This window comes from Streptomyces sp. TLI_55 (assembly GCF_900206255.1).
GTDB lineage: Bacteria > Actinomycetota > Actinomycetes > Streptomycetales > Streptomycetaceae > Streptomyces > Streptomyces aquilus.
This window is the reverse complement of the sequence record NZ_OAOJ01000001.1, coordinates 673,196-698,679: the sequence shown is the minus strand read 5'-3', so window position 1 is coordinate 698,679 and position 25,484 is coordinate 673,196. Positions and strand designations below refer to the sequence as shown.

The window sequence follows — 25,484 nt, the reverse complement described above, 5'->3', positions numbered from 1 at the left end:
GTCCCGCGGGGCCACCTCTCGCCCGGTCCTCAGGCGCAGCCCAGCTCGCCCAGCATGCCCTGGCGCAACCGCGCGATGATCCGCTTGATCAGCCGTGACACATGCATCTGTGAACAGCCCAGCTGTTCGCCGATCTCCGCCTGGGTGGCCTCCTCCACGAACCGCAGATGGATGATCTGCCGGTCGCGGTCGCTGAGCTCGGCCATCAGCGGCGCGAGCGACTGAAAGTCCTCGACCAGCCGCAGCCCGTCCTCCTCGACGCCGATGAAGTCGGCGAGCACCGACTCGCCGTGCTCGGGCCCGTCGCCGGTGAGGGCGGCGTCCAGCGAGGCGGAGTTGTAGCCGTTGGAGGCGATCTGGCCCTCGATGACCTCGTTCTCGGAGATGTTCATCAAGGTGGCGAGCTCGGCCACCGTGGGCTCCCGGTCCAGCCGACTGGCCAGCTCCTCGCGCGCCTTGGCCAGCTCCACCCGCAGCTCCTGCAGCCGCCGCGGCACGTGCACCGCCCAGGTGGTGTCCCGGAAGAACCGCTTGATCTCGCCGACTATGTACGGCAGCGCGAAGGAGGTGAACTCGACCTCGCGCGTGAGTTCGAACCGGTCGATGGCCTTGATCAGGCCGATCATGCCGGTCTGGACGATGTCCTCCATGTCGTCGCCGCGCCCGCGGAAGCGGCCGGCGGCGAACCGCACGAGGGACATGTTCATCTCGATCAGCGTGTTGCGCGCGTACTGGTACTCGTGTGTGCCTTCCTCGACCTCGGTCAGGCGCTGGAAGAACTGGCGGGACAGCTCCCGCGCGTCACGCGGAGCGACGCTCCGCGGGTCCACGACTCCCGGCAGCGATCCGTCACCCGTGCTGGTCCCGGCGCTCCTCTGGACGAGCTGTGCCTCCGACCCGGTCACGGCGGTGTCCATGTCCTCTCCCACGTCCATGTCATCGCTTCACCAGCGGGTGACCCGCCGGTCCTCACCCAGCGCGTACCCGGGGTAGCGCATACCATGCCCCCGGCGCGGGGCCGGGATGTGAGAAGCCGGTGGACGGCGCGTGTGGCGTGCGGCTCCAGCGTGCGAGTATGACGGACGTCACAGATCCGCTCGTGAAGATTCGGTGCGGGTGGCCGTGATCAGCTCGTGAAGATAGCGCTTGGTGACACGGCCGTCGTAGCCGGAGTCGATCAGCTCCCGGATGCAGCCCAGCAGGCCCTCGCGGCGCCCCGCGTCCAGCGCGCGGTGGTTCGAGTACGTGAGCAGCACGTCCAGGTACGCGTCGGTGGTGTACGTGATCTCCTGGAAGTACCGGGTCACCGTGACGTTCTCGAAGCGCGGGCAGCGCTCGAACTCCTCGGCCCGCGTGGGGATCTCGGCCGCCTCCTTCAGCAGCAGACCGGGCGGCGTGGCGGGGTCCCAGCGCTGATAGCACTCCTGGGACCGGTGGAAGAACTCCGTGGTGCCGCCCGCCACATGATCCGTGACGACGACGCCGAGCAGGCCGCCGGGCGCCAGCGCGTCCGCGGCCCTCTCCACCCGCGTGTCCGGGGCGAACCAGTGCCAGGCGGTCGCGCACACCATGAGATCGAAGGGCTCGGCCGGCAAGGGCCACTCCTCGAAGTCGGCCACCTCCACGGACACATGAGGGAACCCCCGCAGCCGCCGGCGGGCCACTCGGGCCATCTCGGCACCCAGCTCCACCGCCGTGACCCGACCCCCGAACTCCGCCAGCGGCAGCGTGAGTTGACCGGTACCGGGCGCCACCTCCAGGACCCGGCTCCCGGGGCCGAGCCCGGCCGCACGGCCCAACTCGGCGACCAGATCGGGCGGATACGTGGGCCGCGCCCGGTCGTACAGTTCCGCGTCCTCGTTGAACGTCTCCCGCAGCGCCATGCCCGTCACCCTTCGCCCTCCGCGATTCCACCCAGGGCAGAATGCTGATCCCTTCCCAAGCCGTCCAACGCTTTTAGGCTGGGAAGGTGAGCGAACAAGCGCCGAACCAAGCCCGGGTCATCCCCCTGCGCCCGATCCCGGCCCGCGCCGCGGGCGACCGCCCGTCCGCCGCCCGCCCGGGGATCACCACCCCGCCGGCCGTCCGCCCCGTCGCCGATCGCCCCGCCGGGTCGCCGCCCCCCAAGGAACCCCTGTGGCGGGACCTCGTAGGTGACGTGCTGCGGCGTGAACGGCTCGCCCAGGAGCGGACGTTGAAGGACGTCGCCGACGCCGCGCGGATCTCCATGCCCTACCTCTCCGAGGTGGAGCGGGGCCGCAAGGAAGCCTCCTCGGAGGTCCTCGCGGCCGCCGCCCAGGCCCTCGGCCTCGGACTCGGCGACCTGCTCGCGCGGGCCCAGGGCGAGCTGGTGCGGCTCACCAGCCGGACGTCCGCCGCAACCCGCCGGGCGACGTCCTCGTCGTACGACGGCCTCTGCCTGGCGGCCTGACGCCCACCCGGCGCCTCACACCCTCACGAGGCGCCGGCTCAGTACCTCGTCGGCCAGCCCGTACGCCACCGCCTCCTGCGCGGTGAAGACCTTGTCGCGGTCCATGTCGGCGCGCAGGGTGGCGATGTCGTGACGGGTGTGCCGGGCGAGCACCTCCTCCACCTGCGCACGGATCCGGATCATCTCCTTGGCCTGGAGCGCGAGGTCGGAGATGCTGCCCCGGCTGCCGCCGCTGGCCGGCTGGCCGAGCAGCACGCGCGCGTGCTCCAGCACGATCCGCCGCCCCGGATCCCCGCCCGCGAGCAGCACGGCCGCCGTGGAGGCCGCCTGGCCGACGCAGACCGTCGAGATCGGCGTCTGGACGTACGTCATCGCGTCGTAGATCGCCATGAGGGAAGTGAACGAGCCGCCGGGGGAGTTGATGTAGATCGAGATCTCGTGGTCCGGCGCCGAGGACTCCAGATGGAGGAGTTGCGCGATGACGACGTTGGCCACGCCGTCGTCGATCTCGGTGCCGAGGAAGATGATCCGCTCCGACAGCAGCCTGCTGAACACGTCGGAGCTGCGCTCACCGTGCGCGGTGCGCTCGACGACGTACGGAATCGTGTAGTTCGCCATGTCACAGCCCCATCCGTCGCTTCGAGGCGGCCGGGCGGACGTCCGCGAGGGACTCCAGGACCCGGTCCACCATGCCGTACTCCCTGGCCTCCTCGGCCGTGAACCAGCGGTCCCGGTCGCCGTCGCGGGCGATGGTCTCCGGTGTCTGGCCGGTGTTCTCGGCCAGCAGCCGCTCCATGGTCCGCTTGCTGTGGTCCAGGTTCTCCGCCTGGATCTCGATGTCGGCGGTGGTGCCGCCGATGCCCGCCGAGCCCTGGTGCATCATGATCCGCGCGTTGGGCAGGGCGTACCGCTTGCCGGGCGCGCCGGCGCAGAGCAGGAACTGCCCCATGCTGGCCGCGAACCCCATGGCGAGCGTGGACACGTCGTTCGGGATGAGCCGCATCGTGTCGTAGATGGCGAGGCCCGCGTACACCGAGCCGCCCGGGCTGTTGATGTACAGGCTGATGTCGGTGCGCGGGTCCTCCGCGGAGAGGATCAGCAGCTGCGAGCAGACGCGGTTCGCGGAGACCTCGTCGACCTGCGTGCCCAGCAGCACGATCCGCTGCCCGAGCAACTGGGCGGCCAGGTCGTCGTCGAACCGGGAGGGCGGGGTGTCGCCCTCTTCGGCCCGTGGCAGGAGCGGGGTGAGTGGAGTCATCGGTGTGCCTCCGTGCGGAGTGGTGGTCGGGATGCCGTCGACTTCACTCTCGGCCCGACCGGCCGCCGGTAGCCGGTTTCTCTGCCCGTGGCAGATTCGCCACGGGCAGAGAAACCGGCGCAGGGCCTCTGATCAGGCCTTTTCGCGCAGCTGCCGGAAGAACGCCCGCACGTCCTCGACCAGCAGATCCGGCTCCTCCATCGCCGCGAAGTGCCCGCCGCGGTCGAGCTCCGTCCAGCGCACGATCGTGTCGGTGCGCTCCGCGTTGCGCCGCAGCGGGAGCGAGATCTCGGCCGGGAAGATGGCCACCGCGGTGGGCGCGGTCGACGGCTCGGTGGGCCGGGTCGGCTGCTCGCCCCGGGGGTGGGCCTGCTCGTAGTAGAGGCGGGCGGCCGAACCGGCCGTCCCGGTCAGCCAGTACAGCATCACGTTGGTCAGCAGCCGGTCCCGGTCGACGGCTTCCTCCGGATACCGCTCCGAGTCCGTCCACTCCTGGAACTTCTCGACGATCCAGGCGAGTTGGCCGACCGGCGAGTCCGTCAGACCGTAGGCGAGGGTCTGCGGCCGCGTTGATTGCTGGGCCATGTACCCCGTCCCCTCGCGCGACCGGGCGCTCCACCGGCGCCACGACTTGAGGGTGTACTCCCGTTCGTCGGGAGGGAGCGCGGCGAGTTCGTCCGCGGTCGGCTCCTGGGTGGCCTGCGCGCCGATCACCAGGTTGACGTGGACGCCGACGACCCGCTCGGGGCACACCCGGCCCAGCGCACGGGAGATCGCCGAGCCCCAGTCGCCGCCCTGCGCGCCGAACCGCTCGTAGCCCAGCCGCCGCATCAGCTCGGCCCAGGCCCGGGCGATCCGCCCGACGTCCCAGCCGGTGTCCGGGGGCGGCCCGGACAGCCCGTAGCCGGGAATGCTCGGTACGACGACATGGAAGGCGTCGGCCGGATCGCCGCCGTGGGCCACCGGATCGGTCAACGGGCCGACCACGTCGAGGAATTCGACGATCGAACCCGGCCAGCCGTGGGTGACGATCAGCGGGGTGGCGTTCGGTTCGGGGGAGCGGATGTGGGCGAAGTGCACGGTCGTGCCGTCGATGACCGTCGTGAACTGGGGCCACTCGTTGAGCTCGGCCTCGGCGGCGCGCCAGTCGTAGGAGTGCCGCCAGTGGTGGACGAGGTCGCGCAGATAGTCCGCCGGAACCCCGTAGGCCCAGCCGGTCGCCGACAGGTCGTCGGGCCAGCGGGTGCGGTCGAGGCGGGCGTGGAGGTCGTCGAGGTCGCTCTGCGGGATGTCGATGCGGTAGGGGCGGATCGGGTCCGCGCTGCTTTCCGTGGGAGCTGACGTCATGATGCGGATGGTAGGCCGGACGGGGCAATCAGATGCGCGGCCGATGAGTTTCGCGGCATGGATGAGTCCACACCCACGACAGCGATTCCACGCCCCAGGAGGACCCCATGGCGACCGACGGTTTCACCACGTGTCTCTGGTTCGACGGCAACGCAGAGGACGCAGCCCACTACTACGTCTCGATCTTCAAGAACTCCAGCATCGGCTCGATCGCCCGGGTCAACGAAGGCGGCATGGGCGAGCCCGGCTCGGTGATGGCCGTGGACTTCACGGCCAACGGGCACAAGTTCGTCGCCCTGAACGGCGGACCGCAGTTCCAGTTCACCGAGGCGATCTCCTTCCAGCTCTTCTGCGAGAGCCAGGAGGAGATCGACTACTACTGGGCCAAGCTCACCGAGAACGGCGGCGAGCCCGGCCCCTGTGGCTGGCTCAAGGACAAGTACGGCGTGTCCTGGCAGGTCATCCCGGACAACCTGATCGCCATGGTCAGCGACCCGGACCCGGAGAAGGCGGTCCGGGTGACGAAGGCGTTCATGGCGATGAGCAAGTTCGACAAGGCCGAGCTGGAGCGGGTCTACGCCGGCGAGTGAGCGTCACCCGGCGGCGGCCCGGCCGATCACGCCGGTGATCTCCCGGGCGATCCGCAGGATGCCGGGCGAGCGGACCGGACAGGGCTTCGGCGTGGACGTCGTGGGCGCCAGGCAGAAGTGCAGGTAGTCCTTGTCGAGGTGCAAGGCGGTCCGGTCCCGGCCCGGCTGGGTGCAGTAGGCGGGGTGCTCGTGCTCGTAGGCGTCGCAGGGCAGGTACTGCGCCCAGGTGTAGCGGGCCCCGGGCGCGCTCACCCAGGCCCCGGCGTCCGCGACGAGGTCTCCGGAGGCGGCGGCCTGCTTCTCGTACAGCTCGTTGACGCGCCGGACCCGGTCGGGGGTGATCGGGTCCGGGCCCTGCGCCACCCACACGATCCGCGGCCGCGCGGCGCCGCCCGCGGCGGCGATCTGCTCGGTCAGCCGGGCCATGTCGGCCCGGTACCGCTTGAAGTACGTCGTCGGGTCGTCGGCGTGGGTGATGCCGTCCATGCACCACGTGTAACCCCACGCGTTGCCCCAGAACTGCAGCACCACGAAGTCCGGGTGCAGCGACCGCACGAGCGCGGCCGCCTTGTCGCCGTCCGGTACGAGGGACTTCGCGCCGGTGCCCTCCAGGTAGTCGCAGACCGTCGTGCCCGAGTACGGCCTGCTGGTGTATTCGGCGCGCAGATCGCGGCGCAGCTCCTGGCCGAGCACCTTCTGCGCCTCCATCGCCAGGGAGTCCCCGAGGTAGAGCACCTTCGGTGCCTTGGCCGGGGCGCTCGGGCTGGCGGCGGCACGCTGGTGCGTGGTGCCGACGGCCGGCGACGGCGGAGCCGCCTCCGGCCCGGACTCCGGGTCCGAGCACGCGCCGAGCAGCACTCCGGCCAGCACCAATCCCACGATCCACGGCTTGCGCATGCGGCAACTCCCGCCCCGGACACCGAAATCGGCTCCCCAGGCAAGCACAGCCGGGCACCAGGCGGAAGACGTACGCCGGTCACCGCCGCATCAGGCCCGGTCGGGGCGCTCCAGCAGGTCGACGAGGTCGTTGAGCGGCAGCGGCTTGGCCAGGTGCGCGTCGAAGCCCGCCGTCCGGGACCGGGCGCGGTCGGTGCCCCGGCTGAATCCGGACACCGCGATCAGCCGCACCCGGTCGCCGTGCGACCGGGCCCGGATCGTGCGGGCGACCGTGTAGCCGTCGACGTCGGGCAGCCCCAGGTCGCACAGGACGACGTCGAAGAGATCGTCCTCGGTGGCGGTGAGCGCGTCGGCGCCCGTGTGCACGGCGGTGACATGGTGGCCCTGCCGCTGGAGCAGGGTGCGGTAGGTCAGGGCGAGGTCGGCGTTGTCCTCGACGATCAGGATGGACAGCTGACGCCGGGCCGGGCGCACGGCCACCGGCCGGGGCGGCTCCGGTGCCGTCGGGTCGGCGACGGGCAGCAGCACCGTGAACGCCGCGCCGCGGCCCGGGCCCTCGCTGTGCGCGCTGATCCGGCCCCCGTGCAGCTCGACGACCGTCCGTGCGACGGCCAGGCCGAGGCCCAGGCCTTCCGGGGTGTCGGGGCCAGCCGGGGCCGCCCGCATGAACACGCCGAACAGGTCCTCGGCCTGGGCGGGGTCGAAACCGATGCCGTCGTCCCGCACGGTCAGCCGGGCCCGGCCGTCGTCGGTGCGCAGCGCGACCTGGGTGCGGCCGCCCGGCGGCGTGTACTTGAGCGCGTTCGACAGCAGGTTCGTCAGCACCTGCGCCAGCCGCAGCCGGTCACCGTCCACCACCACCGGCGCCGCCGGGAGCCCCACGTCCAGTTTGCGGCCCTCGTGCCCGAACAGGCCCCGGATGTCGGCGCACGCGCTCTCCACCACCGACCGCACGTCGACCCGCTCACGCACCAGCTCCAGCCGCCCGGTGAGCGCCCGGGTGCCGTCGAGGAGGTCGTTGCTCATGCGCACCAGCGTGCCCAGCTGCCGCTCCAGCACGGACAGCGCCGGATGGCCGTCGGGCATGTCGAGCGCCAGCAGTTCCGTGGCCGCGGTCGCCGCGGCGAGCGGGTTGCGCAGCTCGTGCGAGAGCGTGGCGATGAACCGGTCCTTGGCCTGCTGCTCCTCCCGCAGCCGCCGCCCCGCCGCGTCCAGCTCCGCGTTGACGCGGCGCAGCTGCTCGTTGACCTCGCGGATCTCCCGGGCGCGCACGAACAGGTCGATCTCCATGCCCTCGGCCCGCATCTGCGCCTCGGCGGCCACCCGCTGCTGCTCCCGCCCCACCCGGCGCACATGCACGAACTCCGTGACGTCCTCGACCCGGTGGATGACGTGCGTGACCCGCCCGTCCGCGTCCAGGACCGGGGCGTTGACCGGGCTCCAGTACTTCTCGTCGAAGCCACCCGCCTCGCCGGTGGGGATGTCGTAGCGCTGGAGCGGCATGGTGTCGGTACGGCCCGTAGCCACCACCGCCTCCAGCGAGCGCCGCAGATTGGCGACGCCGTCGGCCGTCGGGTCGTCCGGGTTGTCGGGGAACACCTCGAAGATGCGCTTCCCGACGATCGAGCGCTCGGTCCGGGTGGCCGTGAGGTAGGCGCGGTTGACCTCGACGATCGTGAAGTCGGGGGTGAGGACCAGCAGCGGGGACAGGGTGGCGTCGAAGAGGCGCCGGAAGTCCAGGGTCTCGGGCATGGCGGCCCTCTCCGGGGCAGGTCAGGGGTCCAGTCGGTAGCCGTAGCCGCGGACGGTCGTGATCCGCGGGGCGGGCGCGGGCAGCCGGGCGAGCTTGCCGCGCAGCCGGTAGACGTGCTCGATGACGGTGGCGGGCTGCTGCCAGGACGCTCCCCAGATGCGCTCCAGGAGCTGCTCCGCCGAGAACACCCGGCCGGGCGCGGCGGCCAGCATCTCCAGCAGCGCGTACTCCTTGGGCCGCAGCGCCAGCAGGAACCCTTCGCAGGAGGCCTGGCGGGCGGCGGTGTCGATGCGCAGCGGGCCGATCTGGAACACGGTCGGGATGTCCGGCGGCTGCGCGCGGCGCAGCACGGCGTGGATACGGGCCACCAGCTCCCGCTGCGAGAACGGCTTGACCAGGTAGTCGTCCGCCCCGATCTCCAGACCGGCCACCCGGTCGGCCTCCGCACCCCGGCCGGTGATCACGATGACGGGGAGCCGGCTGGTGGAGCGCAGTGCCCGCAGCAGCTCCGGGCCACTGCCGTCGGGCAGGCCCAGATCGAGGACGGCCAGGTCGATGCCGCCCTCGTGCAGCGCGGCCTTGCCGGCGCGGGCGTCCATGGCCCAGGTGACGGTGAAACCGGCCCGCTCCAGATAGGAACGGCACATCAGTGCGAAATCGGGGTCGTCCTCGATCAAGGCGAGGTGCGGACGCATGTCACATCACCTGGCCCAACTGCTGTCCGCTCGTTGTGGCACCGGTGAGCGGGCGTTGATGCCCCGACCATGTGGCGAAGGTAGAACAGTGCATGCCCACGGTTCAAGGGGGAGCCGCCCAGGGGGAGTTCCGGAGCGGGTGCGCGCGGTGCGGGGATGACGAAGTCACCGCCCGTGTCCGCTCCGGAACACGGCATCCGGGGTGCACGGTGGGCAGGGCACAGGGACGGACGGCTTGTACGAGAACACGCTGGAGCCGGTCGGCCCTGCCCACTGGGCCCCGGCCGGGGAACACCGGCTCCTGAAAGACGCGAACGGCCTGCTCATCGCCGAACTCCACGGTGACATCGATCTGGCCACGGCCGTCGGGCTACGGCTGTGGCTGGACTCCCTGCTGCGCCTGGACACCCCCGGCCATGTCGTCGACCTGCGCCCGGTCGCCTTCATCGACTCCACCGGTCTCAGCGTGCTGCTGCGCTTCCGCCGCCGGGCCCTCGCCGCGGAGCGCGGGTTCGCCCTGCTGTGTGACGCCGGTCAACGCAGATTGCTGCACGCGCACGGCACACTCGACGTACTCGAACCCACGGCCACGCTCGCCGACGCCCTGACGAGGGCGGTCGACGGCGTCAGGCGGGGCCGCCCGTGGACTCCCGCGCCACCACGGAGAAACGGCTGACGAACTCCTCCGGCTCCGGCCGGGCGCCGGGCCGCTCGATCCGGCGGACCAGGAGACGGACGGCGCGCTCGGCCATCGTGTCGTGGTCGGGGTCGACGGTGGACAGCGAGGGCACCAGGAACGCGCTCTCGGGGACGTCGTCGAAGCCCATCACCTTGACCTGCTCCGGCACCCGGACCCCGGCGTCGGCCAGGCCGCGCAGCACCCCCATGGCCACGGTGTCGGTCACGCAGAAGACCCCGTCGAAGTCGAGCCCGCGCTCCACCATGTCCCGGGCGCAGCGCGCCCCCTCGGCCCGGGAGAAGGCCGCCAGGCGTCGGTGCAGCTCCGGGTCCAGGGGCAGGCCGGCCTCCGCCAGGGCCTGCCGGTAGCCGGTGTGGCGCAGGCTCGACACGTCGACCTCCTCGCCGACCGTGCCGCTCACGAACGCGATGCGCCGGCAGCCCCGTTCCACGAGGTGACGGGTGGCCGCCCGGGAGGCCTCGACGTTGGGCATGGCGACGTGGTCCACCGGGCCGCCGAAGATCCGCTCGCCCAGGATGACCACCGGATGGTCCATGGTCAGCCACTCGGTGTCCTGCGGCCCCATGCCCACCGTGCTGAGGATGAGCCCGTCGTAGAGGCGGTTGCGGGACAGGGCCAGTGCCTCGAGTTCGCTGTCCCGCAGGGCGTAGGTCTGCTCGATGGCGACCCGCAGGCCGAGCGGCGCGGCAGCGGCGATGATGGCCGAGGCCAGCCGCCCGTAGTAGGGGCTGTCCACCTCCGGTACGGCCAGGCCGATGGTGCCGGTACGGCCCTTGCGGAGGTTGCGGGCGGAGACGTTGACGCGGTAGTCGAGGCGGGCCATGGCCTCGAGGACCTTCTCCCGGGTCGCCTCGCTCACCTTGGGGTGACCGTTGATGACGTTGGACACCGTCATCGCCGAGACACCGGCCTCACGGGCGACGTCCTGCATGGTCGCCATGGCCACCCCCTGTTCTGTGCTGCCGACGTCCGCCGGACCATTACATCCCGGCCCCGCCCCCTCGCGAGCGGCAGGGCCGGGGCGCGGGTCAGGCCAGCGGGGCCCGGAGGGTGACGAAGGAGTGGGGCGGCAGGGTCACTTCGAGCCCCCGGTCGGTGGTCTTGAGATCGTCGAAGGCGCGCGGCGCGACCGTCTCCGCCGCGCCCGGGGCGTTGTGGTCCTGGAGCCGGTCGGCGGTGAGGATGCGGGCGGTCGTCGCCCCCAGGCTGCCGCCGCGCAGGTCGAGCGTCACCCGGGCCGGCTCCGCAGCGTCGAGGTTGGACAGCGAGATGAGCACGGTGCCGTCCTTGACGCTGGCGGAGGCGGACAGGCGCTCCGGTTCCGGGTCCTCGCCCCGCAGGTGGACGGTGAGCGAACTGGCGTCCTGGTGGCCCTTGTTCATCTCGAAGACGTGGTAGGTCGGGGTCAGCACCAGGTTGTCGCCGTCGGTGAGGACCATCGCCTGGAGGACGTTGACGGTCTGCGCGATGTTGGCCATGTGCAACCGCGCCGCGTGCTTGTGGAAGATGTCGAAGTGGACGCTCGCGACCAGCGCGTCCCGCAGGGTGTTCTGCTGGAACAGGAACCCGGGGTTGGTGCCCGGCTCCACGTCCCACCAGGTGCCCCACTCGTCCAGCACCAGCCCCACCGTGCGGCCCGGATCGTAGACGTCCATGACGGTGGAGTGGCCGGTGAGGATCCGGTCGATCTTCCGGGCCGCCGCCATCGTGCGGTAGTAGTCGTCGGTGTCGAAGTCGGTGGCGCTGCCCTTGGCCTCCCAGGGGCCCGCGAGCGTGTAGTAGTGCACCGACAGGGCCTGGAAGAAGTTCTTCGGGGTGGCCTCGCAGCCGAAGCAGCTGATCTGCTGCATCAGCGTCTCGGTCCACTGGTAGTCGGCGTCCGCGGCTCCCGAGGCGATCCGGTACAGCTTGTTGTCGCCGTGGTCTCGGCAGTACGTGGCGTACTGGCGGGCCAGGTCGGCGTAGTACTCGGCGCGCATGTTGCCGCCGCAGCCCCAGGTCTCGTTGCCGATGCCCCAGAACTTCACCCGCCACGGTTCCTCCCGCCCGTTGGCCTTGCGCTGCCGCACCATGGGGCTGTCGCCGTCGCGGGTGAGGTACTCCACCCACTCGCTCATCTCCTGCACGGTGCCGGAGCCGACGTTGCCGCTGATGTACGGCTCGGCGCCCAGTAGTTCGCACAGGGCCATGAACTCGTGGGTGCCGAAGTGGTTGTTCTCCTCGACGTTGCCCCAGTGCGTGTTGACCATCCGGGGCCGCTGCTCGCGCGGGCCGATGCCGTCCTTCCAGTGGTACTCGTCGGCGAAACAGCCGCCCGGCCAGCGCAGGTTGGGGATGTTGAGGGCGCGCAGGGCCTCGACGACGTCGAGACGGATACCGCCCTCGTTGGGGATCGGGGAGTCCTCGCCGACCCAGAAGCCGCCGTAGACGCAGCGGCCGAGGTGCTCGGCGAAGTGGCCGTAGAGATGCCGGCTGATCGTCGGACCCGTGAGGTCGAGGTTGATGACGGCAGTGGTGTCTGACACGAGATGCCCTCCAGGGCGAGGCCGTGTTTATCGTTAAACCGCGTTTATCGTTAAACTCGCCGATCCGTGCGACTGAGTCAAGAGGGCGGTAAGGAGCTCGTCGTCCCCGGTACGGCGCGCGCCCCGGCGGACACGTGGCTAGCGTGAGAATCCGGACACCCACCGAACCGGAGAGGGCCGCAGTCATGGCCGTACAACCTGAGGGAACCCCCTGTTGGGTCGACGCGATGTTCAGTGACGTGGAGGGAGCGAAGGCCTTCTACGGCGACGTCCTGGGCTGGACCTTCGGCGAAGCTTCGTCGGAGTACGGCAACTACACACAGGCCTATGCGGACGGCAAGGCCGTCGCCGCCGTCGTGCCGCCCATGCCCGGGCAGGAGGGCCAGTCGCAGTGGTGCCTGTACTTCGCGAGCCCGGACGCGGCGGCGACCGCGGCCAAGATCCGTGACCACGGCGGCGAGGTCCTGATGGAGCCCATGGCGGTCGGCGACTTCGGCACGATGTGCCTGGGCCGGGACCCGGGCGGCGCCGCCTTCGGCGTCTGGCAGGCCGGTGTCCACGAGGGCTTCGAGGCCGTCGGCACCCCCGGGGCGTACGCCTGGGCGGAGATCTTCACGCGCGACCCCGAGAAGGTGGACGCGTTCTTCCCGGCCGTCTTCCCGTACTCCAGGAAGCGGATGGAGGACGACTCGATGGACTTCGGCATGTTCGACGTCGGCGAGAACACGGTCCTCGGCCGGATGAGGATGACGGACGAGTTCCCGCCCGAGGTCCCCTCGTACATCAACGTCTACTTCGCCGTCGCCGACTGCGACGACGCCGTCGCCAAGGCCACCAAGCTCGGCGGCACCCTGCGCTTCGGGCCGATGAACAGCCCCTTCGGCCGGTTCGCCGCCCTCAGCGACCCGCAGGGCGCGAACTTCTCGGTGATCGACATGTCGACGACCGAGGGCGAGATGCCGAAGATCAGCGAGGTCTGAGATCAGGCGCTGGTCCAGCCGTGGCATGATCGGTCGCATGCGTGAACGTGTGGTGGCCGCGTGCGACGGTGCATCGAAGGGAAATCCCGGACCGGCCGGCTGGGCCTGGGTCGTCGCCGACGAGACGGAGACCCCGGCCCGCTGGGAGGCGGGGCCGCTCGGCAAGGCCACCAACAACGTCGCGGAACTGACCGCGCTGGAACGCCTGTTGACGGCGGTCGCCCCGGACGTGCCGCTGGAGATCCGGATGGACTCCCAGTACGCCATGAAGGCCGTCACCACCTGGCTGCCCGGCTGGAAGCGCAACGGCTGGAAGACGTCCGCGGGCAAGCCGGTCGCCAACCAGGAGCTGGTCGTCCGCATCGACGAACTCCTCGACGGCCGCACGGTCGACTTCCGCTACGTCCCCGCCCACCAGGTCGACGGCGACCGCCTCAACGACTTCGCGGACCGCGCCGCCAGCCAGGCCGCCACGGTCCAGGAGCCCGCGGGCAGCGACCAGGGTTCCCCCGAGCCGCCGCCCTCCCCGGACACCCCGAAGACCTCCCGCCCCGGCAAGGCCAAGTCGCCCCGGCGAAGCGGCGGTTCGGCCTCCTCGTCCCGCACGATCAAGGCGAAGTTCCCCGGCCGCTGCCTGTGCGGCCGCTCCTACGCGGCGGGCGCGGACATCGCCAAGAACGACCAGGGCTGGGGCCACCCGGAGTGCCGGACGGCAGGGGCCTGATCAGCCTGCCTCAGTCCGTGTCGAAGGTGTAGTACCCCCGGTGGTCCAGCAGATCCGCCGGGCGTACGTCGTTCCACGGCTTCATCGTCTCGCCCAGGTCGACCACGTCCGGCGTCCCGGCGGCCGGCAGATACCCCGAGTCCGGATGCCGCCGCTGCCACTCGGCCCACAGCTTGTCGACGTAGGCGTGGTGCAGCCAGAACACCGGGTCGTTGGGGGAGACCCCGGTCGCCATCTGGCCGCCGACCCAGACATGGACCCGGTTGTGCAGATTGACCCCGAGCCAGCCCTCCAGATGGTTGCGGAAGCCGTCCGACGCGCTGTTCCAGGGCGCCATGTCGTACGTCGCCATCGCCAGCACCGAGTCGACCTCCGCGCGGGTCGGCAGCTCGCGCACGGAGGTGCCGAGCGAGCGGCGCAGGAACGTACGGCCGTCCACCCGCACGGATATGGGCCAGTTGCCCGACGACGCGGCGAACGGCCCGTCCATCACCTGGCCGTCCCGGCTGCGCCCGGTGCCGCCCAGGAAGTCCGGCGCCCACAGCGAGGCGCGCGGGGAGCGGTCGGTCGACCAGTCCCAGTACGGCAGCGCGACGGACGCGTCCACGGACTGCAACGCCCGCTCGAACTCCAGCAGGTATCTGCGGTGCCAGGGCAGGAACGACGGTGAACGGTGGCCCGTGCGCTCGCTGTTGTCGGTGTCGGACATGATGAACGCGTTGTGCGTGGTGACGAAGGTGTCGTAGCGGCCGCTGCGCTTCAGCTCCAGGACGGCGGCGACGAACCGCCGCTTCTCGTCGGCGCTCAGGTTCGCCTGGTTCTTGCGGACGGTCATGTGCGGTGCTCCAAAACGGTTACGGGGAAAGTCAGTTGGCCGGGAAGGGGAGAAGCTGCGCGCCCTGCAGCTCGTCGACCGCGGCGCGGGCGGCGGCCTTCGGGGTCGGCACCGGGTCGTAGTGGCTGACGACGCTGATCCAGCTGCCGTCGGCGTTGCGCATCACGTGCAGTTCCACCCCGTCGATGAACACGGCGTATCCGGTGCCGTGGTGGTGACCGCCTCCCGAGGCCGGCCGGCCCTGTATCCGGCGGCCCTTGTAGACCTCGTCGAAGGTGTCGGGGGAGTGGTGGTCATGGGCGGCGGCCTGCGGGGCGACCGCGACCGTGGCGGCGACGGCGGCCGCGGCGGCGAGGGCGTGACGCCGGGTCAGTTCGGGCACGGGGTCGGTCCTTTCGGGTGGGTTCGTCGGATGACCCCGTATGCCTATCGGTGCCGAAGAGGCGGCTGCGACCGGTTGGCTGCGATCCGGACAATTACCGATATCTGGTGCAAGATTGAACGAAGATGATCTTGCTGTGCGGGGTGAGGTCGGAGGTCCGGAGGGGGAAATTCCGCGGCGCGGGGCCGCCCGCCAAGTGATCTTTCCCGGAGGGGCGCCTCGCCGGTGACCTGCCTCACCCGCGGAAGCTGACGCAAAGCACTGCTACCCTGCGTCGTCAAATGACCGCTCTGAGTGATGACCAGGGGTACGCGTGAAGGTCGCCTGTGTCGGCGGCGGGCCCGCCGGCCTGTATCTGTCGATCCTGCTCAAACTGCAGGACCCGTCCCACGACGTCACCGTCTACGAACGCAACCCCGAGGGTTCGACGTACGGCTGGGGCGTCACCTACTGGCGCGGACTGCTCGACAAGCTGCACGCGCACGACCCCGAGTCGGCCCGTGCCGTCGAGGAGCACTCCGTCCGCTGGAACCACGGCGTCGCCCATGTCCGGGACCTCGCGACCCGCCAGGACGGCGACGAGGGCCACGGCATCGGCCGCCACCGCCTTCTGGAACTCCTCGCCGCCCGCGCCCGCTCGCTCGACGTCCGTCTGGAGTTCGAGCACGGCATCACCCCGGAGAACCTGCCCGACGCCGACCTGGTCGTGGCCGGCGACGGCGTCCACAGCGCGCTGCGGACCGCGCACGCCGCGCACTTCGGCACCGAGGTCAAGGCGGGCCGCAACCACTACATCTGGCTCGGCACCACCAAGGTCTTCGACGCCTTCACCTTCGCCTTCGTCGAGACCGACCACGGCTGGATCTGGTGCTACGGCTACGGCTTCGGCCCCGACCGCAGCACCTGCGTCATCGAGTGCGCCCCCGAGACCTGGACCGGCCTCGGCCTCGACCGGGCCGACGAGGGCGAGGGCCTGGCCCTGCTGGAGAAGCTCTTCGCCGGCATGCTGGACGGGCACGCCCTCATCGGCCGCTCCTCGGCCGACGGCAGCGCCCAGTGGCTGAACTTCCGCACCCTGACCAACCGCACCTGGTCGCACGGCAACCTCGTCCTCATGGGCGACGCCGCCCACACCACCCACTACTCCATCGGCGCCGGGACGACCCTCGCCCTGGAGGACGCCATGGCCCTGGCGGAGGCGCTGCGCGAGCACACCCAGCTTCCCGAGGCGCTCGCCCGCTACGAGCGGCAGCGCAGGGCGGAACTCCTCTCCGTCCAGAGCGCCGCCCGCTACAGCGCCCAGTGGTACGAGAACCTCCCGCGCTACATCGGCCTGCCCCCGCAGCAGATGTTCGCCCTGCTCGGCCAGCGCCACTCCCCGCTGCTGCCGTACGTGCCGCCCCAGCTCTACTACCGGATCGACCGGGCCGCCGGGCAGCTGGAGGTGCTGCGCCGCTTCAAGCGCTGGCTGGGACCGAAGATCGCGCGGAACGTGCACGCACGGGCCCTGGAGTCCCGCAAGGACTGAGCGATCCTCCAGATTCCCACTAGGTGAATGGCTATTCACCCACTATGGTGAATAGCCATTCACCCTCTTTTGTGTCCCGCTGGAGTGCCGATGGACGTACCCGCGCCGATACCCCGCCCGCTCCGCGACCGGCTGACGGTCCCGGTGCTGGCCTACGGCGGCATCCTCATGGCCGTCATGCAGACCGTGGTCGTCCCGCTGCTGCCGGACCTGCCGCGGCTGACCGGCGCCTCGCCCGGCACCGTCTCCTGGATGGTCACCGCGACCCTGCTGTCCGGCGCCGTCCTCACCCCGGTCCTCGGCCGGGCCGGGGACATGTACGGCAAACGCCGGGTCCTCATGGCGGCGCTCGCCCTGATGACCGCCGGCTCGGTGCTGTGCGCCCTGTCCTCCGACATCCGGGTGCTCATCGCCGCCCGCGCCCTGTCCGGCGCCGCCTCCGCCGTCGTCCCGCTGTCCATCAGCATCCTGCGCGACGAGCTCCCGCCGGAGCGCCGGGGGAGCGCCGTCGCGCTGATGAGCTCGACCGTCGGCATCGGCGCGGCGCTGGGGCTGCCGCTCGCGGCGGTGATCGTGCAGTACGCCAACTGGCACGTCATGTTCTGGGTGACCGCGGTCCTCGGTGCCGTGGGCGTCGCAGGGGTGTGGTGGGCGGTGCGGGAGTCGCCGGTGCGCGAGCCCGGCCGGTTCGACGTGCCGGGCACGCTGGGGCTGGCCACCGGCCTGGTGTGTCTGCTGCTCGGGGTGTCGCAGGGCGGGCAGTGGGGGTGGGGGAGCGCGCGGATCGTCGGGCTCTTCGCGGCCGCCGGCGTCGTCCTCGCCCTGTGGTGGTGGCAGCAGCTGCGGGCCGAACGGCCGCTGGTCGACCTGCGGTTGGTGTCCCGGCCGCGCGTCGGGCTGTCGCACGTGGCCGCGCTGCTGACCGGGTTCGCCTTCTACGCCAACTCGCTCGTCACGGCCCAGCTGGTGCAGGCGCCCGAGGCCACCGGGTACGGGCTCGGCCTGTCGATCGTGCAGACCGGTCTGGTGCTGCTGCCGAGCGGCTTCATCATGCTGCTCTTCTCGCCCCTCTCCGCGAGGATCTCGGCGGCCCGCGGCCCGCGCGTCACCCTGGCCCTGGGCGCCGCGGTCATCGCGGCGGGGTACGCGGTGCGGATCGCCGACAGCCGCGACCTGTGGATGATCATGGTGGGCGCGGCGATCGTGGGCACCGGCACCACCCTGGCGTACTCGGCGCTGCCGACGCTGATCCTGCACGCCGTCCCGGCCGGACAGACCGCGTCCGCCAACGGCGTCAACGTCCTCATGCGCACGATCGGCCAGGCCGTGTCGAGCGCCGCCGTCGCCGCGGTGCTGGTCCGGCACACCAGCCCGGTGGGCGGTCTCCCGGTGCCCACCCTGCACGGCTATCTGCTGGCCTTCGGCATCGCGGGCGCGATCGCCCTGGCGGCCAGTGCCGTCGCACTCAGCATCCCCGGCGATCCCGGGACGGGCGGCACCCGGCGAGCCCGCGGACCCCGCAAGGAGGTGCTGGAGGGAGCATGAGAGCCGTGAGCACGCCACCCACCTCCTCCGACGCGGCACCCGCGCGCCGGGACGCCGAGGCCACCAAGGCGGCGATCCTCAAGTCGGCCCGCTTTCTCCTGACCCGGCACGCCCACACCGACATCACCCTCAAGGACGTAGCCGAACGCGCCGGAGTCAGCCCGCCGTTGATCCTCAAGTACTTCGGCAACAAGGACACCCTCTTCGCCCGCGTCATGTCCTTCGAGGCCGACGCGGAGGAGTTGCTCGACGCCCCGCTGCCCGACCTCGGCCGGCACATGGTGCGGCACGTCCTGGAGAGCCAGAGCGAACGCGGCGTCGACCCCCTGCTGCGGATCGCGTTCGCGCCCCTGCACGGCGAGCTGGGCGACACCCTGCGCGCCAACTTCCGCACCCAGGTGACCGAACAGCTCGCCGACCGCCTCACCGGCCCCGACGCCGGCCTGCGCGCCGAACTCGCCGTCGGCACCCTGCTGGGCCTGGGCGCCATGTACGGCGTCGCCCGCGGCCCGCACCTGAGGGCGAGCGCGATCGACGACATCGTCGACCGCTACGCCCCCTTGGTGCAGGCCCAGTTGACGCCTCCGGCCCGCTAGCCGAACAACCGGTCCAGGAAGGCGTTCCCGAACACGCGATGCGGATCGAGCCGGTCCAGGATCCCGGCCGCCTGCCCCCACGTCCCGTCCCCGAGCGAGGCAGGCACCACCGTGCCCAGCACCTCCTCGTCGTCCCACACCGCGTCCTCGGTGTAGGCCCACCCCTTGGACCACTCCATCCGGGTGAGGGAGTCCGTGCCGTCGTGGCTCTCCAGCAGGAACCGCTCGATCTCCCGCAGGAACTTCTCCGCGTACGGCGTCCCCGGCAGCGTCAGGATGTCCAGCCAGACGGCGGTGTCCCACTCCGGATGCCCGGCGTCGGGCCGCAGCGCGGACAGCAACGGAGCCCGGGCGCCCACGAGTTCGGCGTCCGCCGGATCGTCGAGGCCCGTCACCCGGATCTCCACCGAGCCGTTGACCGGGAACCGGCCGAGCGCGGAGTACCCGGCGAGGCGCTCCCGGTAGAAGGCGGTGAACTCGGCGACGACCCGCTGCACCTGGTCCCGCCGGGTGAGCACCGCGTAGCCGTTGGCGTTGACCCGCAGCGTGGTCGGCTTCAGATACAGCAGCGTGTTCTTCGACGGACCCCAGATGTCGGCCGACAGTGTCGCGACCAGCCCGAGCGCGGCCGCGTCGTACTGCGCGTTCCCCAGCACCGGCGCCAGATACCAGGCCGCGTCCGACACCATCCGCCCGGCGATGTCCGCCACCAGCGTAGGGACGTTGTCGGAGAACGGGTAGTTGTACGGCGACGTCACGCGCCGGGAGGTGAGCGGTTTCGTCGCCTCGACGCTCCACACCTTCAGCCACGGGAACTCCGTGAACGCGAACCAGATCGCCTCCACCCGCCCCGCCTTGTCGAGGTAGCTCGCGAGGGTGCGCCCGTCCCCGCCGGGCGCGGCGAAGAGTTCGGCGGCCGGGATGTCCGTACGGCTCACACAGCGCAGGTTGCTGTTCGCGCCGACGCGCAGCACCACCTCGGTGACGAGGGCCCGTCCGAGGTGGGTCAGCAGCGCGGCGGTGTCCGCCTCCGCGCGGTCGTACGTCCGCAGCACATACGCGTCGCTGCCCTCGTCCCACACCACCGCCGTCACGCTCAGCACCCGGTTGCTGAGCGACCCGTACGTCTGCCCCGGCAGCCGCTGCTCGCCCCGCGCCGGTACGGCGGTGCCGTGCGCGTCGATCGCCAGGGCGCCTCCCAGCGTGAGGTCGCCGGGCGCGGGGGCGGCGGTGACCCCGAGGCCGTGCCCCTCCAAGAAGGTCAGCAGGGCCTCCAGCGTGACGCCGGTGCCCGCCCGCACGGTGTGCGACGACTCCAGGGCCAGGCCGGTCAGACGGGTGGCGGTGTCCACGAGGAGGACGGGGGCGTCCGACGGCGTGCCCTCCGTGAGGGTCAGCGGGGACCAGCCGTGCGAGGAACCCCGGCCGCGCACTCTCCAGCCGTGGCGCCAGGCCCAGTTGACGACGGCGACGGTCTGGTTCCCGTCGGCCGGGGCGCAGGCCCACAGGCCGGTCGCGGTGATCTCGCCGGCCCAGTTCCGGTACGCCGTGCGGTAGAGGCCGACGTCGGCGGGGAAGTCCGGGAGTTCCGCCGCGGCGGCCGCCGGATCGGCCGGCAGCAGGGTCAGGGCGGCTGCGCTGAAGAGAAAGCTCCTGCGGGTCCATGAGTCCGTCACGGGCTCAAGCTAGGCACCCACTTGACAGAGAGCGCTTGCCCGTCGAAGCCTTTCACTCATGTGAGTGAATCATTCACAGGGGGCGCACTGGAGGAGCCCGTTCCGCGCACAGCCGTGACGGATGACAGACTGACGCCATGGACGAGCGCACTTTCGGCAGGTTGGGTCAGCGGGCATCCGTCGTCGGTCTCGGTACGTGGCAGTTGGGTGCCGACTGGGGAGACGTCGACGACAAGGAAGCCCTTTCGGTACTGGAGGCGGCGGCGGAGTCGGGAGTCACCTTCTTCGACACCGCCGACGTCTACGGCGACGGCCGCAGCGAGCAGACCATCGCGACGTTCCTGCGCAGCCGCCCCGATCTGCATGTGTTCGTGGCGACGAAGATGGGCCGCCGCGTCGAGCAGATCCCGGAGAACTACGTCCTCGACAACTTCCGCGCCTGGAACGACCGTTCCCGCCGCAACCTCGGCGTCGACCGCCTGGACCTGGTGCAGCTGCACTGCCCCCCGACCCCCGTCTACTCGAGCGACGAGGTCTTCGACGCGCTCGACACCCTCGTCGCGGAGGAGCGCATCGCCGCGTACGGCGTCAGTGTGGAGACCTGCGAGGAGGCACTCACCGCCATCGCCCGGCCGGGCGTGGCGAGCGTGCAGATCATCTTCAACGCCTTCCGCATGAAGCCGCTGCGCAAGGTGCTCCCCGCCGCCCAGGAGGCAGGCGTCGGCATCATCGCCCGGGTGCCGCTGGCCTCCGGTCTGCTGTCGGGCAAGTACACCAAGGACACCGTCTTCCCCGAGAACGACCACCGCACCTACAACCGGCACGGCGAGTCCTTCGACGTCGGCGAGACCTTCTCCGGCGTCGACTACACGACCGGCGTGGAGGCCGCCGCCGAGTTCTCGGCGCTCGCCCCCGAGGGGTACACCCCGGCGCAGCTCGCCCTGCGCTGGATCATCCAGCAGCCCGGCGTCACCACCGTCATCCCCGGCGCCCGCAACCCGGAGCAGGCCCGCGCCAACGCGGCCGCCGCCGCGCTGCCGGAGCTGTCCGCCGAGACGCTCGCCGCGATCCAGGACATCTACGACCGGCGGATCAAGGACCAGGTCGAGAGCCGCTGGTAGCGCCGTGGGGACGGGTGATCCGGCCGTTTGAACGATCAGGTACCGGGTTACCCGTCCCGCATGGTGCAGGCAGCGGAGAGGCGTACCGGCAGAGACGAGACCGCGGACGAGCGAGCCGACCGCATGTGGGGCGAGCTCATGCAGGAGATCCGCGTCGCCCAGATGGGCGTGCAGATCCTGTTCGGCTTCCTGCTGACCGTGGTGTTCACCCCGAAGTACGCCCACCTCGGCGACACCGAGAAGACCATCTACATCGTCACGGTCGTCCTCGGCGCCACCGCCACCGGCGCTCTCATCGGGCCGGTCTCGCTGCACCGCCTGGTCTCCGGGCGGCGCATCAAGCCACGGGCGGTGGAGTGGGCCTCCAGGCTGACCTTCATCGGCCTGGTGCTGCTCCTCGTCACCACCGCCTCCTCGCTGCTGCTGATCCTCCGGGTCGCCACCCACGACGCGTTCGTGCCGTGGCTGGTCACCGCGGTAGTGGCGTGGTACCTCGTGTGCTGGTTCGTCGTCCCGCTGTGGGTGCGGCGCCGCTACACGACGAAGTGACGTCCGGGCGCGGGAGCTTCGCCAGCTGACGGTCGTGCACCCGGGCCAGCATCAGCACCGACACGGTCGCCCCGACGAGCGCGCAGAACATGTCCCACTGCGTGTCCCACACATCCCCCTGCGTCGCGAGGAAGGCGTCGGCCGCCTGACCGCCGACCACCGCCGCCAGCCACTCCAGCATCTCGAACACGGCACTGAAGGCGAGGCACGCGCACACCGTCAGCGGCGCCAGCCAACGGCTCCCGCGCAGCGGCGAGGTGCGGCTGAGCAACTCCCGTACCAGCACGGCCGGTACGAAGCCCTGCATGAGGTGGCCGAGACGGTCGTACGGATTGCGCTCCAGGCCCAGTTCGTCGCGCAGCCAGTTCCCGAGCGGCACCTGCGCGTAGGTGTAATGGCCGCCCACCATCAGCACCACCGCGTGCACGGCCAGCAGGCAGCACAGCAGGCCCGTGAGCGGGAAGCGGCGCCAGGTCAGCACGATCAGCGGCAGCCCCACCAGCACCCACACGGTCTCCAGGAACCAGGTGGCGCGGTCCTTGGGGGCCCACGCGGAGACGACCATGCCCACGACCACGGCCCCCGCGAGGAGGGCGGGCAGCGGGCGGCGGACTGCTGTCATGGTCAGGCTCCTTTTCGTCGGAGCCCCATCGTGCTGGCCCCGTGCCCGCCTGACATGAGTACGGCTACTCAGCCCGGTCCTGTGCGAAGAGCTCGGCGAGGAACTCGTCGACCCCGGTCCGCTCGCTGCCCGGCGGGACCAGTTCCCGCGTTCTGCGCAGGAACGTGGTCACCGCCGGGGCCCACGCGAAGACCACGGCGTGATGCCGGCCGCCGTCGGGGTGGGGGTCGCCGAGGAACTCGATGCGCAGCTCGTGCCCCATGCCCGTGGACACGGGGCGCATGCGTACGTCTCCCAGTCCGACGGGCTTGACCAGCCCCTCGGCGAGCATGTCGCGGTCCAGCCGCCAGCGGGCCAGCACCCGGCCGTCATGGCTGAACACCGCCGTGACGGCGAAGGGGTCGGAGGCCTCGTACGACAGGTGGGCGAGCACCGGGAAGCGGTGTGTGACGCCGGCCTGGAGCTGCACGACCAGGGACTTGTGCACGAGGGGGTTCACCTGAGGGCCTCCGGGGAGAACGGGCTTGGCTCCCTCTAGTACCCCTGTCGCGCACAAGATGCTCACTCCGGAGAGTGATTCCCGTGGGCTCCGCGCAACGCGGTGATGCAGGCGCCGATGGCCTGCTGCAATTCCTCCAGCTGCTGGACCATGTCGTCCTCGTAGAAGTCCTGCGCATCGTCGAAGGTCAGCTCCTCGAAGACCTTCGTCGCCTTGTGCAGGCTGTTGTAGAACTTCGTCCGCCGTTCCTGGACGCGGAGTTCGGGATCGGCCTCCACAGCCTCGACGACGAGGGTCTTCATGGTGTCGTAGGCCTCGGTGGCCCACTCGCCGGTGTCCTCGTCGTCCTCCAGCTCGTCGAGGAGCGAGAGGTGGCGCTCGGCCTCCTGGCGGAGGTCGGCGGGCGCGTCGACGGTCTGGCCGGCGGGGGTCTTGATCTGGCCGGACTCGGCGATCTGGCGGACGTAGCCGATCCGGTCGGCGGCCCGGCTCTCGGTGGCGACGGCCTTCTTCAGATCGTCGGTGCGCACGACGTCCCGGGCCAGCTCGGACTGGAGTTCCGGGTCCTCGCGCACCCGGTCCAGGAGCGCCTGGCGGGCGGCGCGGGCGGTGGAGGGGTCGGCGAGGATCGCGGCCCGCAGCGCGGTCGGGTTCTCGGCGACCTCCAGCGCCTTCGTCGGCCGGATGCCCTCCGCCTCGGCGGCCTCGGCGATGGCGGTGCCGCGCTCGGAGGTGGCGCTGTTGCGGGAGACGTAGTAGCTGAGCCACACGTCGGCGTCCGGCAGCTCCACCTCCTGGCCCGGCGCGAGCGCCTCGAAGTGCGGGACGAGACCGTCGTCGGCGGCCCGGTCCCATGCCTTGTAGTAGCGCATGACACGGTCGGCCGAGCAGCCGGCGAGTTCGGCGAACTCCTTCGCCGACACCTTCGGCCTCTCGTCCGCGCCCTGCCCGCCGGGCCGGACGCTGCGCGCCACCATCAGGCCGAAGGCCCATCCGCCGGTCCGCGCGTAGACGCCGAACTCACGGGCGTCCCGCGCCACGAGGTCGGACAGCGGTGCGGGGGACGTCTCGGCCGACGCCTCGGACGGATCGATCGCTAGGGTCACAGGTGTCTCTCCTGAGCAGGGGCTGAAGGGACTGCACACGTGCAGACCGGCAGCCTATATCGACCCATTGGCGATGCTTTGGCAGACCCTGTGTGTCTAGTCGCCGAAGGCGTCGCGCAGTGCCGGGAGCAGGGTCTTGTCCGCCCAGTCCAGGTACGCCGGCTGCGACTCGCCGCCGATCTGTACCAGGGCGATCTCCGTGAAACCGGCCTCCGCGTACGGGCGTACGGCCTCGACGAAGTCGTCCGGGTCGTCGCCGCACGGGATCGACGCGCTGACGTCGTCCGGCGTCACGAACTGGGTCGCCGACTCGAACGCGTCGGGGTGCGGCAGCTCGGAGTTGACCTTCCAGCCGTTGCCGAACCAGCGGAACTGCGCGTGCGCCCGGTGCACGGCCGTGTCCCGGTCGGGGTCGTAGCAGACCGGCAACTGACCCACGCGCGGCTTGCCCGCGCCGCCGTGCCGGTCGAAGGAGTCCAGCAGGCCCGCCTTCGGCTCCGTCGCGATCACCAGGTCGGCGAGCCGGCCCGCGAGCGCGCAGGACTGCTCACCGGAGACGGCCACACCGATCGGCACCGGCTCGTCCGGCAGGTCCCACAACCGGGCCGACTCCACGTCGAAGTGCGTGCCCCGCCGGTTCACATGGCCGCCCGCGAAGAGCGCCCGGATGATCTCGACCGCCTCCTCCAGCATCTCGTGCCGCACGTCCACGGACGGCCAACCGCCGCCCACCACATGCTCGTTGAGATTCTCTCCCGAGCCGAGCCCCAGCCGGAACCGGCCCTCGGACAGCAACTGCATCGTCGCCGCCTTCTGCGCCACGACCGCCGGGTGGTAGCGGAACGTCGGACATGTCACGTAGGTCATCAGCGGAATGCGCGAGGTGGCCTGCGCGGCGGCGCCGAGCACACTCCACGCGTACGGCGAGTGACCCTGCGAGCGCAGCCACGGAAAGTAGTGGTCCGAGGTCACCGAGAAGTCGAACCCCACCTCCTCGGCGCGCACCACATGCTCGACCAGCTCACGGGGCCCGGCCTGCTCGGTCATCATCGTGTATCCGATTTGCACCATACGGCGCGAGTCCCCTGACTGGGCCACCGAAAACGGCCGACCGACATCTGGATC

Annotated in this window: 27 protein-coding genes; 10 read left to right on the top strand and 17 right to left on the bottom strand. The window is 71.1% G+C overall.

What is annotated here, in order from left to right; genetic code table 11:
* Positions 1-29 precede the first annotated feature (29 nt).
* Entirely contained in the window at positions 30-917 is an 888-nt protein-coding gene (locus tag CRP56_RS03420) for an RNA polymerase sigma factor SigF (protein WP_097273679.1), read from the bottom strand.
* Between the two features lie 168 nt (positions 918-1,085).
* The gene (locus tag CRP56_RS03415; protein WP_097260036.1) at positions 1,086-1,883 is read right to left on the bottom strand and encodes a class I SAM-dependent methyltransferase; all 798 of its coding nucleotides are present in this window, start codon (positions 1,881-1,883) and stop codon (positions 1,086-1,088) included.
* Positions 1,884-1,969: 86 nt separating this feature from the next.
* Between CRP56_RS03415 and CRP56_RS49035 the strand changes: the two genes are divergently transcribed.
* Entirely contained in the window at positions 1,970-2,431 is a 462-nt protein-coding gene (locus tag CRP56_RS49035; protein ID WP_097260034.1) for a helix-turn-helix domain-containing protein, read from the top strand.
* 15 nt (positions 2,432-2,446) lie between these two features.
* Here the strand turns inward: CRP56_RS49035 and CRP56_RS03405 are convergent, their stop codons facing one another.
* From CRP56_RS03405 to CRP56_RS03395, 3 genes are all read right to left on the bottom strand, one after another.
* Positions 2,447-3,049 carry a ClpP family protease gene (locus CRP56_RS03405; protein ID WP_097260032.1) on the bottom strand — a complete coding sequence of 201 codons (603 nt, stop codon included), beginning with the start codon at positions 3,047-3,049 and terminating at the stop codon, positions 2,447-2,449.
* A gap of 1 nt (position 3,050) precedes the next feature.
* Complete coding sequence (locus CRP56_RS03400; protein ID WP_097260029.1) at positions 3,051-3,689, bottom strand: ClpP family protease; 639 nt, start codon at positions 3,687-3,689, stop codon at positions 3,051-3,053.
* A 132-nt stretch (positions 3,690-3,821) separates the two neighbouring features.
* Complete coding sequence (locus tag CRP56_RS03395; RefSeq protein WP_097260027.1) at positions 3,822-5,036, bottom strand: epoxide hydrolase family protein; 1,215 nt, start codon at positions 5,034-5,036, stop codon at positions 3,822-3,824.
* Positions 5,037-5,143: 107 nt separating this feature from the next.
* Between CRP56_RS03395 and CRP56_RS03390 the strand changes: the two genes are divergently transcribed.
* Positions 5,144-5,626 (top strand): VOC family protein, encoded by a 483-nt coding sequence (locus CRP56_RS03390; protein WP_097260025.1) that lies wholly within the window; start codon positions 5,144-5,146, stop codon positions 5,624-5,626.
* Positions 5,627-5,629: 3 nt separating this feature from the next.
* On the opposite strand, the gene CRP56_RS03385 is transcribed toward CRP56_RS03390, so the two are convergent.
* From CRP56_RS03385 to CRP56_RS03375, 3 genes are all read right to left on the bottom strand, one after another.
* Entirely contained in the window at positions 5,630-6,523 is an 894-nt protein-coding gene (locus CRP56_RS03385; RefSeq protein WP_097260023.1) for a hypothetical protein, read from the bottom strand.
* Between the two features lie 90 nt (positions 6,524-6,613).
* On the bottom strand, positions 6,614-8,275 hold the full coding sequence (locus CRP56_RS03380) for a hybrid sensor histidine kinase/response regulator (RefSeq protein WP_097260021.1): 1,662 nt from the start codon (positions 8,273-8,275) through the stop codon (positions 6,614-6,616).
* 21 nt (positions 8,276-8,296) lie between these two features.
* On the bottom strand, positions 8,297-8,971 hold the full coding sequence (locus CRP56_RS03375) for a response regulator transcription factor (RefSeq protein WP_097260019.1): 675 nt from the start codon (positions 8,969-8,971) through the stop codon (positions 8,297-8,299).
* Between the two features lie 235 nt (positions 8,972-9,206).
* Between CRP56_RS03375 and CRP56_RS03370 the strand changes: the two genes are divergently transcribed.
* A complete protein-coding gene (locus CRP56_RS03370) occupies positions 9,207-9,647 on the top strand; it encodes an STAS domain-containing protein (protein WP_097260017.1) in 441 nt (146 codons plus the stop codon).
* On the opposite strand, the gene CRP56_RS03365 is transcribed toward CRP56_RS03370, so the two are convergent.
* Positions 9,598-10,611, bottom strand: coding sequence for a LacI family DNA-binding transcriptional regulator (locus tag CRP56_RS03365; protein ID WP_097260015.1), 1,014 nt, complete (start codon positions 10,609-10,611; stop codon positions 9,598-9,600). The genes CRP56_RS03370 and CRP56_RS03365 overlap by 50 nt on opposite strands.
* An 88-nt stretch (positions 10,612-10,699) precedes the next feature.
* Complete coding sequence (locus tag CRP56_RS03360; RefSeq protein WP_097260013.1) at positions 10,700-12,196, bottom strand: alpha-N-arabinofuranosidase; 1,497 nt, start codon at positions 12,194-12,196, stop codon at positions 10,700-10,702.
* A gap of 185 nt (positions 12,197-12,381) precedes the next feature.
* Between CRP56_RS03360 and CRP56_RS03355 the strand changes: the two genes are divergently transcribed.
* Both CRP56_RS03355 and CRP56_RS03350 read left to right on the top strand, forming a co-directional pair.
* A complete protein-coding gene (locus tag CRP56_RS03355) occupies positions 12,382-13,176 on the top strand; it encodes a VOC family protein (protein WP_097260010.1) in 795 nt (264 codons plus the stop codon).
* A 25-nt stretch (positions 13,177-13,201) separates the two neighbouring features.
* Complete coding sequence (locus CRP56_RS03350; RefSeq protein ID WP_097260008.1) at positions 13,202-13,900, top strand: ribonuclease H family protein; 699 nt, start codon at positions 13,202-13,204, stop codon at positions 13,898-13,900.
* Positions 13,901-13,910: 10 nt separating this feature from the next.
* On the opposite strand, the gene melC2 is transcribed toward CRP56_RS03350, so the two are convergent.
* Together melC2 and melC1 are read right to left on the bottom strand one after the other, a co-directional pair.
* Complete coding sequence (gene melC2, locus CRP56_RS03345; protein WP_097260006.1) at positions 13,911-14,735, bottom strand: tyrosinase MelC2; 825 nt, start codon at positions 14,733-14,735, stop codon at positions 13,911-13,913.
* Between the two features lie 31 nt (positions 14,736-14,766).
* Positions 14,767-15,117, bottom strand: coding sequence for an apotyrosinase chaperone MelC1 (gene melC1, locus CRP56_RS03340; RefSeq protein WP_097260004.1), 351 nt, complete (start codon positions 15,115-15,117; stop codon positions 14,767-14,769).
* A gap of 313 nt (positions 15,118-15,430) precedes the next feature.
* Here melC1 and CRP56_RS03335 point away from each other — a divergent pair, with 313 nt between their 5' ends.
* The 3 genes from CRP56_RS03335 to CRP56_RS03325 all read left to right on the top strand — a co-directional run bounded on the left by CRP56_RS03335 (position 15,431) and on the right by CRP56_RS03325 (position 18,786).
* Positions 15,431-16,645 (top strand): FAD-dependent monooxygenase, encoded by a 1,215-nt coding sequence (locus CRP56_RS03335; RefSeq protein ID WP_097260002.1) that lies wholly within the window; start codon positions 15,431-15,433, stop codon positions 16,643-16,645.
* A 90-nt stretch (positions 16,646-16,735) separates the two neighbouring features.
* Positions 16,736-18,190: an MFS transporter gene (locus CRP56_RS03330; protein WP_097260001.1), complete on the top strand. Its 1,455-nt coding sequence runs from the start codon at positions 16,736-16,738 to the stop codon at positions 18,188-18,190.
* Positions 18,187-18,786: a TetR/AcrR family transcriptional regulator gene (locus tag CRP56_RS03325; RefSeq protein WP_097259999.1), complete on the top strand. Its 600-nt coding sequence runs from the start codon at positions 18,187-18,189 to the stop codon at positions 18,784-18,786. The genes CRP56_RS03330 and CRP56_RS03325 overlap by 4 nt, the downstream gene beginning before the upstream one ends.
* Here CRP56_RS03325 and CRP56_RS03320 read toward each other — a convergent pair.
* The gene (locus CRP56_RS03320; RefSeq protein WP_097259996.1) at positions 18,783-20,462 is read right to left on the bottom strand and encodes a cholesterol oxidase substrate-binding domain-containing protein; all 1,680 of its coding nucleotides are present in this window, start codon (positions 20,460-20,462) and stop codon (positions 18,783-18,785) included. The genes CRP56_RS03325 and CRP56_RS03320 overlap by 4 nt on opposite strands.
* Positions 20,463-20,599: 137 nt before the next feature.
* Between CRP56_RS03320 and CRP56_RS03315 the strand changes: the two genes are divergently transcribed.
* Both CRP56_RS03315 and CRP56_RS03310 read left to right on the top strand, forming a co-directional pair.
* Positions 20,600-21,583, top strand: a complete 984-nt coding sequence (locus CRP56_RS03315; RefSeq protein WP_097259994.1) for an aldo/keto reductase — start codon at positions 20,600-20,602, stop codon at positions 21,581-21,583.
* Between the two features lie 60 nt (positions 21,584-21,643).
* Positions 21,644-22,132, top strand: a complete 489-nt coding sequence (locus CRP56_RS03310) for a DUF6328 family protein (RefSeq protein WP_097259992.1) — start codon at positions 21,644-21,646, stop codon at positions 22,130-22,132.
* Here the strand turns inward: CRP56_RS03310 and CRP56_RS03305 are convergent.
* From CRP56_RS03305 to CRP56_RS03290, 4 genes are all read right to left on the bottom strand, one after another.
* The gene (locus tag CRP56_RS03305) at positions 22,053-22,754 is read right to left on the bottom strand and encodes a DUF2238 domain-containing protein (protein ID WP_097259990.1); all 702 of its coding nucleotides are present in this window, start codon (positions 22,752-22,754) and stop codon (positions 22,053-22,055) included. The two genes, CRP56_RS03310 and CRP56_RS03305, sit on opposite strands and share 80 nt — an antisense overlap.
* A gap of 64 nt (positions 22,755-22,818) precedes the next feature.
* Positions 22,819-23,253 (bottom strand): SsgA family sporulation/cell division regulator, encoded by a 435-nt coding sequence (locus CRP56_RS03300; RefSeq protein WP_097259988.1) that lies wholly within the window; start codon positions 23,251-23,253, stop codon positions 22,819-22,821.
* 62 nt (positions 23,254-23,315) lie between these two features.
* Complete coding sequence (locus CRP56_RS03295) at positions 23,316-24,359, bottom strand: hypothetical protein (RefSeq protein WP_097259986.1); 1,044 nt, start codon at positions 24,357-24,359, stop codon at positions 23,316-23,318.
* A gap of 96 nt (positions 24,360-24,455) precedes the next feature.
* Entirely contained in the window at positions 24,456-25,430 is a 975-nt protein-coding gene (locus CRP56_RS03290) for an LLM class F420-dependent oxidoreductase (RefSeq protein WP_097259984.1), read from the bottom strand.
* Between the last annotated feature and the right edge of the window lie 54 nt (positions 25,431-25,484).